Origin of the sequence: Rhodopirellula sp. UBA1907 (assembly GCF_002337565.1) — a bacterium.
In the GTDB taxonomy this organism is placed as follows: Bacteria; Planctomycetota; Planctomycetia; order Pirellulales; family Pirellulaceae; genus Rhodopirellula; species Rhodopirellula europaea.
The window spans coordinates 19455-31631 of record NZ_DDGH01000040.1 but is presented as its reverse complement, the minus strand read 5'-3'; the positions used below and the strand labels follow the sequence as shown (position 1 = coordinate 31631).

Below are 12177 nucleotides of genomic sequence, written 5' to 3'. Positions count from 1 at the left end.
ACTTTCCGAATTGGCCGGTGGTGTAGCCTTGCTCTTTCAACACATCGGCGATGGTTGGTGTCCAATCGGGAATCCCGTGTTCACTTCCTGGCATGCCGATGGTCAGCAATCCAGTGCGGAATGGGTGCTGGCCAAGGATGAAGGAGGCTCGTCCAGCGGTGCAGCTTTGTTGAGCATAAGCATCGGTGAACATCGCGCCTTCTTTGGCGAGGCTATCGATGCTGGGCGTCTTATAACCCATCACACCATGGTTGTAGGCGCTGATGTTGTGCACGCCGATGTCGTCACCCCAAATGACGACGATGTTGGGCTTGTCTTGGGCTTGCAGCGACAGTGCGGGCAGGACAGCTGCCGCTATGAGCACGAGTCTTGAAACAACGGACATCGGTTGGCTCCGAAAGAAGTCGGGACAGAGAAGGGTGCATTTGGCAACCCGCGTCATTCTTCGCGAATCACCCAGCTCGTTCAACTGGGTTCACTGAGATTTCATGCGAGGTGAGTTGTTTTTTCCAAGTCGATCGATTTGAACGCGCACGTTCGTCCTCGAGTCGGTGATGCGAAGTCCTGACGCTGTGGGCAAAGACTGTTAAACGATATGGAATTGGGAATCCTTTTGTCGGTCTACGTAGGATCTCCACCCAGCAGGTTTTGTTTCGCATTCGTCGCCGGAACGCCAACGTTTGTGGTGCGACGTCATCTTTGAAAAGAGGTTGGCGGTTGCTGGCTCGATTTGGCGATACGTTTGAAGTGTCCGGTCCAAAGTCAATGCATTTGCTTTGAGGTTCGGGACAGAACGTCGCATCCGAATGACCACGCATGCCCATTCACGTCTTTGGAAGGCATAATGTCTTGACGCGAATCGTTTTTGCGGCGGCGCAGTGGATTGGTTTATCGGACGTGTTGCTCGCATCGCAGTCGTATCGCGATCGATTTGAATGTAGAAAAAGAGATGCTCTACCCGATGTCACCCTTGGCAAATTGATCATCGGAATTGCAGACCAGCCGGATTGGCTGGCGGAAGCTCCCCACCAACGCCAAGCAAACGAAGTGAATCGATGGAACAGTTTCGAGGTTTATGGCGTGACACGAAAATCGTCTGGATGATTTTTGTATCGATCATTTTCGCGTTTGCGTTCTTTATTTCCTGGTACTACCTGCTACTGCTGCCGTGCCTGCCGGTGTCGTTCGTGTACTTTGCGTTCATTCGATACGACGATGAAGGCAACGAGCGAGGTGACTTCACCTGAGTAAATTCGGACGCTTGTTGCCGCGTCGGATCTGGCGTAGAAGGAGAGGAGTTCGGAACTCTCACGCGGGGTAAGTGCAATGAAAACGGTTCAGCGAGTCATTCGGGACGTACCGCAACACTGGGTGGGCGATGGTTTCCCGGTTCGAAGTTTGTTCTCGTATTCCAGTGGGAACGAGTTCGATCCGTTCTTGTTGCTGGACTATGCCGGGCCGCATGACTTTGCACCCGACGAAGCGAAACGCGGTGTGGGTGAACATCCACATCGTGGTTTCGAGACCGTGACGATTCTCTACCAGGGTGAACTCGAGCACCGAGATTCCAGTGGCAGCCGAGGTGCAATCGGCCCCGGCGATGTGCAGTGGATGACGGCGGCCTCTGGCGTCGTACACGAAGAATTCCACAGTCGTCGGTTCGCGAACGAAGGCGGGACTTTGGAGATGGTTCAGCTATGGGTGAACCTGCGATCGACCGACAAGACCGCACCGCCGAAGTATCAAGATCTGCGTGACGACCAGTTCCCTCGAGTTGTGTTGCCAGACGATGCCGGAACGGTTCGTGTGATTGCGGGGCAATTTGGGGATGCGGAGGGGCCGGCCAGTACGTTCTCACCCATCAACTTGTGGGATGTTCAGCTCACCGGCAAAGCAGCGACAACGCTGACGGTTCCCTCTGGACACACGTGCGTTGTGATCGTTCAAAGAGGAAAGGTCCAAGTCAACGAGAGTTCAATCCAAGCGGTTGAGCTAGCGTTGTTGGAACGCTCTGGCGACGCAGTGGTTTTGGAAGCGAAGTCTGAATCCCGCGTCTTGTTGATGACCGGCGAACCACTTGGCGAGCCCGTTGTGGGGCAGGGGCCATTCGTGATGAACACTCGCGAAGAAATCCGAGCCGCCATCGCGGACTACCAAGCGGGGAAAATGGGCCACTTGGACTGAAAGACTTGTTTGGCCAGGGCGATTGATGCGATCGCTTAGAAGTAACTTGCGTCAAGCGGTCGAAGCGGTTTCGTATCGCAGACGAAAGACGGAGTGTCCGGATGGCTCGTGGAGCTTCTGCTCCAGTGAGACGAAGCCGTAGTGTTCGTAAAAGCCGCGGCCGATAGGGTTGTCGACAAACACATCCAGTTCCAAGTCACCGCGAACCAAAACGGCGTGGTCCATCAATTGTCGGCCAATCCCGCGTTTTTGATACGTTGGATCAACGAAGATCGCGCCGACTTCGTTGCCTAGCAAGGCGATGAATCCGACAACGGCCCCGTCCAATTCGTAGACCCAAGTTTCCGCATTGGGCAGATAGATCGCCGGAATGTTTTCGCGTTCTTGAGCGAGAAACTCGGGGCTAAGAAATGGATGAGCCACTTTTGAGGCTGACGTCCAAACGTCCAGCAATTCGTCTAGGTCGGTGGATTCGTAGCTGCGTATCACTGGATTCATTCCGTGGATGGTTGCAAGCGTCGGTGGCATTGAAGATCGGCTTCATTGCGATACGGCCGGAGAGACAAAGGCCGAGCCATGAAGGTTCGGCCTTTGTTTGATTTCTTGCCACGATGGCAAAGCTATCGGCTGGAACCGTCGCTCTTCTGGCGAAGTTCTGCCAGCCGTTGCTTGGCGAGGATGTCTTCCATGACCTCCAGTTCGGTGTAGTACATCGCACTGGGATCGATGCCTTGGTCGTCGAGCCATTTCAAATGCTGCTGCATTTTGGGCTGGCGAGCATAAGTGGGAAGGACTACCAGCCAAATGACCGAAAGCAATGCGATCAGTCCGGCAAATGCACCGATTCGGTAGCAACGTTCGTTGACGCTCATGGAGCCACCGTGTCGGCAAAGACGACTTTGAACATCAAGTAGGCGACGACCAACGTTAAAACCAAGTTGAGTGATTGACCGCACACGTACAGGACAAGCGGCTTGCCGCCCTTCAGTTGTGGCAGCAATTGCCGGAAATTGGTTTCCAGTCCGATGCTGACGAACGCGAGGCAGAAGAACCATCCACGAAGCGTTTTGGTGGAGCCGCCGATCATCGCATTGATGAGTTCGGGACCGTTGGTCATGTAGGAATACAGGATTGAAAACAGGATCGACATCGAGACGAAACCGAGCACGAATTTTGGGAAGCGATACCAGATTTCGGAGATCCCGATCCTTGGGCCGGCCGGATCTCGTTCGACAAACGTGACCCAGTAGATGGCCACGCAGAACGCGGTCACGCCGATCAAAATGTTTTGAATCATCTTGACCGTGGCGGCGACCTCGAGTGCTTCGTCACCCAACACCGCGCCGGCGGCTGCCACGGCACCGGTGGAGTCAATCGTGCCGCCCAACCATGCACCGCCGAGGATAGGGTCAATTCCCATGGCGGTGATCACAGCCGGCATCACTGCCATCATGATGACGGTGAAACCAAGCGACAAACCGATCGAAAGAGACAGTTCTTCTTTCTTGGCTTTACACGCCGCTGCTGTCGCGATCGCAGCAGAAACACCGCACACGGACATGTCAGCCGAGATCACCATGTTGAGTGATTTGGATTTGATCTTCAGGATCTTTTGGCCGAACCAATACGTCGTGATCAAGACAACGGGAGTGACCAACCAGGCAACGAACACGCCGGGCAATCCCAACGCCAGCAAGCGGCTCATCAGGACTTCGGCACCAAGCAAAACCAAGCCGGTCTTGATGAAAAACTCGGTTGAAATTGCAGGGCGTAGGAAGTCAGGTGTGCCGACGGTATTGCTGATGATCAATCCGACCAGCAAGGCCCATAACGCGTATTCAAGGTTGTAGGCTTTGACCACACTTTGGCCTGACATCCAATAAGCCAGCGTTGCCAATAGGAATACGACAGGGAAAGCAGCCAAGAATGCCGAGGCGGATTTGCCTCGCATTTGGTTGGCGAAGGCGAAGAGGGCCGAAATGACGAGAAAGACGCCAAGGATGCCCTGCCAGCTCGATGAGATGGCATCGAGCGGGTTGTCGGTCCACTTGCCGGGTTTGGCAAGGTAAGGCTTGAGCGGGCTGGTTACGCTCACCGATTCGCCCGCCGCGATGCTTTCGCTAAGGCCCTCGGGTTGGCCGATCCAGACTGCCGCGAAGGCGATCAGCAGCAGCAACGCGGCGCACCAAATTGCCCACCAGTCTTCGTTGGTCGTCATGTCTTTCCAAAGACTCGGCCGCGGAGGTGGGGTGGCGAGGGTGGAGTCGTCACCAGCGAGTTCAGTGTCGCTGTTTTCGGTGGAAGGTGTGTTGGAGTTCATTGGCGGGAGAGGCAGGTGGGAGGGGAGGGGAAACGATAAGGAGAAAGGGAAGCGCGATGCTGAGCGGTATCAGAGGCCGGAACTGGAAAGCGATTCGCTGGTGCGGCGTTCAACCGCTTTGTTCATGCTGGTTCGCACCAGTTGCAGCAGTCGGATCAGTTCCTTTTGTTCGCGGCGTTTCAGCTCGCTCATGACTTCGTGTTCGAGTTCGCGAAGATGTTCAACGATGGGTGTGACCAGTTTGCGACCTTCCTTGGTGATCGCAACATAGACCGTGCGGCGATCGGTTTCGGATCGTTCTCGCGTGACGAGATCGCGTTTGAGCAGTCGATCAACGATCGCCGTGACGGCTGGAACGACTTGGACCAAACGCTCGCCAATTTCGCTGCACGTCAACGGTCGATCCTCCATGTCCAAGATCCGAAGCAGGTTGTACTGCGAGAAGGTCATGTCGTGTTGTCGGAAGAAACGTGCCAAATGATTGTCGAGTTGGTCGCCAGTGCGCACGAGACTGAGAACGGCTTCTTGATCAATGCTCGCGAAAGGTTGGCAGCGGTGAAGTTCTTTGGACAGATCGTTCATCGGTGAAGCCGAAGGGAAGTTTGCAAAGGCAGCGGAAGGAAAGATCAGTTGACGCACGAATACTTTACCGATAAAGTATTTGCGTATCAAGCTCTTATGCATTCGGTTTCCCATCGATTTGCCAGAGGGTGATATCCAGCCTCCCCGCAAACTTCTTGCTAACCGCGTGTGTCGATCAGACACCTCACGCTCACTCCTTTTCAATCGATTTGTCGTCATGCCAACCACGGCCATTATCGGTGGTGGATTCAGCGGAACGCTGGCCGCCGTCAACCTTGCCCGCTTCGCCACGTCACCTCAGCGAGTTGTAATCGTCAACTCCGGACGTCCATTCGGTCGGGGGACCGCGTATGGAACGACACGCGGCGAGCATCTGTTGAATGTCGCCGCTCGGAATATGTCCGCGTTCCCGGATCAACCGACACACTTTTTCGAGTGGCTGCGTTCACGCTCGGAATTCGATGCGATCGATGACCACACGCTTCGTGAGACGTTCATTCCTCGTCGAATCTTTGGTGATTACATCCGTGGGATGGCGGCGCACTACTTGGGAACGGCCGACCCTCGATCGCATGTGCAGTGCGAAGTTGTGGAAGATTCTGCCGTGGATGTCATTCCGCGTGGCGTTGAGCCTGGTTCGAACCAGGGCGGCGTGGTGATGCTGGAAAAGGGTGAGCCGATCGAAGCGGAATCGATTTTGCTGGCGACCGGCAACCAACCGCCGGCTGGTTTGCCCGGTGCGAAGAAGCTCGCCAACGACCGACGCTATTGTGGCAATCCATGGAAGGACTGGCACGAGAACCTTCCAAGTGAAGACCAGCACATCGTAATCCTGGGGACGGGGCTGACCGCGGTCGATGTGATCGTGACGCTTCGCAACAAAGGCTGGAACGGAAAGATCACCGCGATTTCGCGAAATGGCATGTTGCCGCAACGTCATTTCCGAGGCATCGAATGGCCGCATGCGGTCCCGGATGATGGACAAACGCGTTCGCTGAAAGAGCTGGTGAAATTGATTCGCTCCGATTGTGAGCGACTGCGTGGCGTCAGTCAAAACCCGGCGATCGCGGTCGACAAGTTGCGAGGTCGAACGCAACAGTTGTGGAAAGCATTGTCGCTGGAGGAACGCACGTTGTTCCTGAAGAAGTATTCGGCGGATTGGAATGTGATTCGCCACCGCATCGCGGGACCCATTCACGATGCCATCACGGATGCTCTCGACTGTGGTCAGTTGACCATCACGCCCGCAACGATTGAATCGCTGGCGTCGGGTGAGCACGGGATCGAGATTCAAATGGTCAACCGAGACGGATCGTCCGATCGAATCGAAGGCGATTTGGTGATCAATTGCACGGGGCCCAAGTCTCGGTTCTCTGATTCGGCATTGCCGTTGTATCGCAACTTGTTCGAGCGAGGTTTGGCTCAACCGGATGAGATGGACATGGGAATCGCAGTGACGGACGACTTCACCGTGGTTGGGAAAGACGACACGCCGACGCCATTCATGTACGCGATCGGTCCGATTCTGAAGGGCACGTTGTGGGAGAGCATCGCCGTTCCTGAACTGCGGCAGCAAGCGTACTTGGTCGCTCAGTCCATCCTGCATCAAGAGCCCGTCGCCGTATCCAGTCCGGACACGACCGAGTACTGCATCTGATTGGACCTCACGTTGGTTTAACTCGGAACTTCGTCAGGACGAACCTTATGCTCACTTCTTTTCCCGGGCAGCCAAGACGGCTTCGGGAGTCGCGGTCTTGATTGCCAGTGAACGTCGACCAACGGTGGCGATTGACAGCAACAGAGCGATCAGGCCGCAAATACCCAAGGCACCAATCAAAAGATCGGACACGCTTCGATCGATGATCATGCCAATGGTCCAAACCCAGTTGGTGATTTGCCACGCCGAATAGTCGTATTGGCGATAGTCGTTCAGGTGCAGTCCAATCGCGTAGGGAACCAGTGCGGCAAGGACGGCGACCACGATGAAGGCGGCCAAACCAATTTCGACTCGCGGGTTGTTGTTGATTCGGACCAGCGCGACGATCCAACGAACGCAGAACAAAAAGATCACCAGGTAAGACGTGTAGGCGATGACCAAGTGATAAAGGGATGTCATCGCACCGCCAGGCATCGGCGTTCCCACAACTGATTCGGCTCGGTAGGCAGCGGCCAGCAACACGGCTGCAACGAGGATCGAGCCCAAGCTGGCAAATACCAAACCCGTTGCGGGCCCGGGCGTCAGAAACGTGAGCGTCAACCGGCTGAGGAAGTTGCCGGGTAGTTCCCGTTGGATTCGCGGCGTCAGGCTGCTGGATTCCGCCGCCATCATGGCTCCCGCTCCGGTCCAGACTCCTGCCAGAATCATCGCAACCGGAAACCACAGGATCAATCCTTCTTGGGAATCGCCCGGGTTCCACTCCATCGTGAAGGTTGCCAACCCGATCAAGGTCGCGGTGAGAACCAAAATCGACCAACGAATTCCACTGGATCGATTTTCGCTTTCGGGAGTGAGCTGCGCGGCGGTGGTTGTCAGCAGCAGATGGCTGAAGCAAATCGCGGTGAGCAGGCTGCCGACCAAAAGGAACGACGTCCAACCGGCGTTGAGCGGATTGCCATAGAGAATCAGTGCCACCGCACCGGCACCAACCAAGTACTCGCAAAGCAACAATACCATCAACACCACGAGCAACGTTGAGATGCGTCCGGTGCGACCGCGAGCGAGCGGCGCAAACGACAAGGCGACGACGGTTAGCAGTAAGCCGCTGGCAATCAGCATCGTCATGATCAATCCCACCGTGGGCAAGTCGATGCCGCGCAGGGTGTAAGCGTAAGCCACGCAGGGAAACAGCGTGATCAGGTACAGCATCATTTGCAGCGACGCACTGGCCAGTTTGCCCATCACGATTTGCCAGGCACTCAGCGAAGTGATTGAAAGCAGTTCTAGCGTCCCGTCATCGATTTCTGCTTCGAGAGATCGGTAGGCTGCTAGCGGGACGATCAACAGCATCGGCACGGCGAGCACGAAGTAGTAGCCAATTAACAATCGAGGTGCCGACGGCGACGTGTAGATCTGGGGCATCAGCATCAGGCTGCCGATCACAGTCCAAGCAAACGCGGCGACCAACAGCACCGAGAACGTGACAACGAACTGCCGGCTCTTGAGAGCTTGGCGAGTTTCTTTGATCAGAATCGGATTGAGTTTGTCGCCCGTCCGAGCGGCCCACTCATCCAAACGCAGCAACCACGACGCGGAGTTCTCGCGAAGGGATGCACTCGGTTCCGATATTGATGCGGTGCTCATGCGATGTTCAATCGAAGAAAAGGAAAATTTGCGTCCTGAATGATACCGGGTTTTGCTCCGTCGCGAGGTGGTTCACGCCGATGCTCCCTCGTTCAGCACACCGCTCGCGAGAAGGGTAAGATGAGGACGCTCGTCAATTTGGGGTGCTTGCCCGTTCTTCCACAACGAGATCACCATGTCCGATTCGCCTGATCCACTCGTTTCTGAAAATCCCTACGCTGAAACGGCGCCAGTTGAGGCGCAAGTGGTGGGACAGAGCGGTTTCAATTCTGGGTGCGTGATCGCTCCTCTCTTAGGGCTCGCGTTCGTGGGATTGCTTGTCTGCGGTGGCATCGTGGTGGGAATCACGCTTCCTGCGGTGCAGGCAGCACGTGAGGCGGCTCGCCGAATGAGTTGCAGCAACAACATGAAGCAGATCGGGCTGGCGTTGCACAATTACCATTCCGCTTACAATCAATTGCCGCCCGCGTACTCGGTCGATGAAAATGGCAACAAACTGCACAGTTGGCGGGTAGCGATTCTGCCTTTCATGGGGCAGAACGCTTTGTATCAGCAGATTGATTTGTCCAAACCTTGGGACGCACCTGAGAACACGGTGGTGGCATCGACCGCGGTGTCTGCCTATGCCTGTCCTTCCAAGGTGGGCGATCCGTTGATGACCTCCTACGTTGCAGTTGTGGATCCTTCGGGCATGTTCGAGGGGGCGATCTCAACCAAGTTCGGTCAGGCGACCGATGGTTTGGCCAGCACCATCTTGTTTGTCGAAACCGAACATCAAAATGAGGTTCATTGGATGAGCCCCGAAGACATAGATATGCAAACTTTGCTGGAACTTTCTGAAGACGATTCTCACCAGGGCGGAGGACACATTGTTTTTGGCGACGGTGCCGTCAAGTTCATCACCAATTCCATCGAAGTTGGTCTCTTGGAAGCATTGGTAACGAAAGACGGAGGCGAGGATATTGTTGGCCGGTGACGGTCTCCGTCAGTTGGTTCGCGTGATTCGCCAGCACCGGTGAATGCGTCGATTGCGGAAGTCTTCGGGCACGGTTTGCCGGCTGATTTCGTGGACTTTGGCACCCGGGAAAGCGGATTCGTCCATTTGGAATTGTCGGAAATTGGTTGAGAAGTAAACGACACCGTCTCGAGCGATGTGTTTGAGAGTTTGCTGAATCAGATCCTTGTAATCGTCTTGCACGACCCAGTCTTTTTGAGTGCGTTTGCTATTACTGAAGGTGGGAGGATCGACGACGGCTACATCGAAAACTGCGGTGGCGGGAAGGTTCTTGATAAACGTCATCGCGTCTTCAGCAATGTATTCGTGCGAGTCGCTTTCGAACCCGTTCAGACGCATGTTTTCTTTCGCCCAAGTTAAATATGTGTTCGACAAATCCACCGTGGTCGTGGATGCGGCCGCACCATCAGCGGCATAAACCGTGAACGAGCCCGTGTAGGCGAACAGATTGAGGAATCGTTTGCCGGCGACTTCATCACGAACCATCGATCTGGTGATGCGGTGATCGAGAAACAAACCGGTGTCGATGTAGTCCGACAAGTTGACCTGAAATTTCAAGCCGCCTTCTTTGGCTTCGATCTGGTAGTGTCGGCTCGCCACGGTTTCGTGCTGGGCCGTTCCGCGTTGGCGTTTGCGTTGTTTGAAGAAGACCTTGGAACGTGGCACGTCCAGTGTTTTGGCAGCGACCTTGACCATGTGTTCCAGCCACACGGTGTGCTCATCGTCGCTGCGATCGTGGGGACGTTCGAATTCACCAATGTGCAAATGGTCTTCGTATCGATCGACAACCAAAGGCACCTCGGGGACGTCGCGTTCGTAAAGCCGGAAGCACGTGATGTCTTGTTTCGTGGGCCAACGACGAAGGTGTTTGGCACGTTTGCGAAGTCTCGCGGCGAACTCCTCGCTCTGTCGAGCGGTGGACTCGGGCGAGGGCAGGGGAGTGACGGGTTTGGGCGGAGTAAAGAAGTCGCTCATTGAACCAATCCCTCGGTGACCTGCAGGAAAACGTCCTCGAGGCTTTTCTTGTGAGCGGCAACTTCGGCGATGAGGAAGCCTTGTCCGACCAGCCAAGCAATCAGATTGGCTTGATCGCGAACGTCGCCTTCGAATTCAAAGCGTACCAGTTCGCCATCAACGACGACTTGGGATGCGGGCGGCAAGGATTGTTCGTCGGTTTCGGAAGACTGATTTTCGACGGGAGCGCCGTTTGATTTGGAAGAGTTTTCGGCCAGGTGGTTGCGAATCAGATCGGCGGCGTCGTTTGCACGTTCGAGCACTCGCAGTGTGAGTTCGCGGTGTTGCGCTCGTTGACGTTGGATGTCTTCAACGCTGCCCGTCGCCAACAGTTGACCTTGTTCGATGATGCCGACACTGTCACACATCTCTGCGAGTTCCGTCAGGATGTGGCTGCTGATCAAAACGGTTTTGCCGCGATTGGCCAATTGTCGAATCATTTGTCGCAGCTGAATCCGGGCGCGAGGATCCAGTCCGGCTGCGGGCTCATCCAGAATCAAAACGGCGGGGTCGTGGACCAGGGCTCGTCCGAGACATAGGCGTTGCTTCATGCCTTTGCTCAAGCCACGAATTGGTTTGTCTTTCATGCCCATCGTGCCGGTGAATTCCAGCACTTCACGCAAACGACGTGTACGATCACGGCCGGTCAAACCGTAGGCACGAGCGAAGAAGTCCAGGTACTCTTCACAGTTGACGTCGCGATAAGTGCCAAAGCTGTCGGGCATGAAACCGAGCCGGCTACGGACCAATTCGGGATCATTGACGACCGAAAATCCGTCAACAAACGCATCGCCAAAACTGGGCAAATCCAACGTCGCGAGGATTCGCATCGATGTTGTTTTGCCAGCACCATTGGGGCCGATGTAGCCAAACACATGTCCTCGGCGAACCGAGAACGAGATGTCATGGACCGCATGGGTTTTGCCAAAATAGCGATGCAATCGGCGGAGTTCGATGCAATCCGCTGTGCCCGCGTGGACTCCGGCTGAGACCTGGTTGCGGGTCGCCGTGCCGGTCGGTTGAGCCGCCGATTGAGATTCTTGCGAAGTCGTGCTCATGGCAGGTCTCCCATCACGAAGTGGATGCTGTTTTCGATGGAGATGCCATCGATCGCGGGGACGTCGTTGGACAAATCAGCAAGCGCGATGTAAGAGCGATTGGGCAATGATTTGCCCAGCTGCATGCGTTGTTGAAGCTCGTACTCAAACACGCCGTCGGACGGAGCGGACGTCATCGCGAGAGTCGATCGAACTTTGTTGATGACATCGAAAGTCTCACTCATCATGCGACGTCGCATTTGTCGATCTGCCGTATCGGATTGACGGTTCGTTTTCGAGTTCACCAACCATTGGCGTTTGTACCAATCGCCCATCAACTTCGAAGCTTCGAGCATGGTCAGTAGTTCGGCACGAGCTGTCTCGCCTGGGCTCACGTCTTCGGCCATGAAGAACATTCCGTCTTGATCGCGGACCAAGATCCCCTGCAGGTTCAGCTCGCAATCGTTCTTGACTTCCACGCTGACTCGTTTGACGGCTTCTGGTTCAGATTTCGTGATGCGGACCGTGCCAAATTGGTCGCGGGGTTGTTCGACCACGAACTGGCGTTGTTGACGACTGGGAAGCAAGCGGCTCGATAAACGAATTTCATCTTCGGTGACGACGACTCGTCCGCGTGGATCGAACCGTTGCTGGATTCGGTCTTCCCAGCTGGTTTCTTCATTGTCCAAAAGCAGCGTGACTGACGCGTCGCCCGGGAACCGCG

General features: G+C 55.4%; 12 protein-coding genes and 1 pseudogene. 4 read left to right on the top strand and 9 right to left on the bottom strand.

The genetic code is table 11. The annotated features are described in order from the left end of the window. The coding region (locus B2R17_RS08915) for a sulfatase-like hydrolase/transferase (protein WP_414707270.1) at positions 1-364 on the bottom strand (364 nt) is incomplete at its 3' end. A 691-nt stretch (positions 365-1055) separates the two neighbouring features. Between B2R17_RS08915 and B2R17_RS08910 the strand changes: the two genes are divergently transcribed. Together B2R17_RS08910 and B2R17_RS08905 are read left to right on the top strand one after the other, a co-directional pair. After that, positions 1056-1247: a hypothetical protein gene (locus B2R17_RS08910; protein ID WP_039963739.1), complete on the top strand. Its 192-nt coding sequence runs from the start codon at positions 1056-1058 to the stop codon at positions 1245-1247. 79 nt (positions 1248-1326) lie between these two features. After that, positions 1327-2184 carry a pirin family protein gene (locus B2R17_RS08905; protein WP_286763709.1) on the top strand — a complete coding sequence of 286 codons (858 nt, stop codon included), beginning with the start codon at positions 1327-1329 and terminating at the stop codon, positions 2182-2184. Between the two features lie 51 nt (positions 2185-2235). On the opposite strand, the gene B2R17_RS08900 is transcribed toward B2R17_RS08905, so the two are convergent. The 4 genes from B2R17_RS08900 to B2R17_RS08885 all read right to left on the bottom strand — a co-directional run bounded on the left by B2R17_RS08900 (position 2236) and on the right by B2R17_RS08885 (position 5086). Beyond that, positions 2236-2712 carry a GNAT family N-acetyltransferase gene (locus B2R17_RS08900; RefSeq protein ID WP_286763708.1) on the bottom strand — a complete coding sequence of 159 codons (477 nt, stop codon included), beginning with the start codon at positions 2710-2712 and terminating at the stop codon, positions 2236-2238. Positions 2713-2804: 92 nt separating this feature from the next. Then, on the bottom strand, positions 2805-3056 hold the full coding sequence (locus tag B2R17_RS08895; RefSeq protein ID WP_286763707.1) for a hypothetical protein: 252 nt from the start codon (positions 3054-3056) through the stop codon (positions 2805-2807). After that, the gene (locus B2R17_RS08890) at positions 3053-4504 is read right to left on the bottom strand and encodes a YeiH family protein (protein ID WP_286763706.1); all 1452 of its coding nucleotides are present in this window, start codon (positions 4502-4504) and stop codon (positions 3053-3055) included. The genes B2R17_RS08895 and B2R17_RS08890 overlap by 4 nt, the downstream gene beginning before the upstream one ends. Positions 4505-4573: 69 nt before the next feature. Beyond that, a complete protein-coding gene (locus B2R17_RS08885; RefSeq protein WP_286763743.1) occupies positions 4574-5086 on the bottom strand; it encodes a MarR family winged helix-turn-helix transcriptional regulator in 513 nt (170 codons plus the stop codon). Between the two features lie 217 nt (positions 5087-5303). Between B2R17_RS08885 and B2R17_RS08880 the strand changes: the two genes are divergently transcribed. Further along, positions 5304-6743, top strand: coding sequence for an FAD/NAD(P)-binding protein (locus B2R17_RS08880; RefSeq protein WP_286763705.1), 1440 nt, complete (start codon positions 5304-5306; stop codon positions 6741-6743). Between the two features lie 51 nt (positions 6744-6794). Here the strand turns inward: B2R17_RS08880 and B2R17_RS08875 are convergent, their stop codons facing one another. Then, entirely contained in the window at positions 6795-8387 is a 1593-nt protein-coding gene (locus B2R17_RS08875; protein WP_286763704.1) for an ABC transporter permease, read from the bottom strand. Positions 8388-8562: 175 nt separating this feature from the next. Here B2R17_RS08875 and B2R17_RS08870 point away from each other — a divergent pair, with 175 nt between their 5' ends. Then, entirely contained in the window at positions 8563-9363 is an 801-nt protein-coding gene (locus B2R17_RS08870) for a DUF1559 domain-containing protein (protein WP_286763703.1), read from the top strand. 9 nt (positions 9364-9372) lie between these two features. On the opposite strand, the gene B2R17_RS08865 is transcribed toward B2R17_RS08870, so the two are convergent. The 3 genes and pseudogenes from B2R17_RS08865 to B2R17_RS08855 all read right to left on the bottom strand — a co-directional run. Further along, complete coding sequence (locus B2R17_RS08865; RefSeq protein ID WP_286763702.1) at positions 9373-10377, bottom strand: class I SAM-dependent methyltransferase; 1005 nt, start codon at positions 10375-10377, stop codon at positions 9373-9375. Next, the gene (locus B2R17_RS08860) at positions 10374-11474 is read right to left on the bottom strand and encodes an ABC transporter ATP-binding protein (RefSeq protein ID WP_286763701.1); all 1101 of its coding nucleotides are present in this window, start codon (positions 11472-11474) and stop codon (positions 10374-10376) included. The genes B2R17_RS08865 and B2R17_RS08860 overlap by 4 nt, the downstream gene beginning before the upstream one ends. Then, a pseudogene (locus B2R17_RS08855) lies at positions 11471-12177 on the bottom strand (hypothetical protein); the annotation flags it as partial. The gene B2R17_RS08860 and the pseudogene B2R17_RS08855, both read right to left, overlap by 4 nt.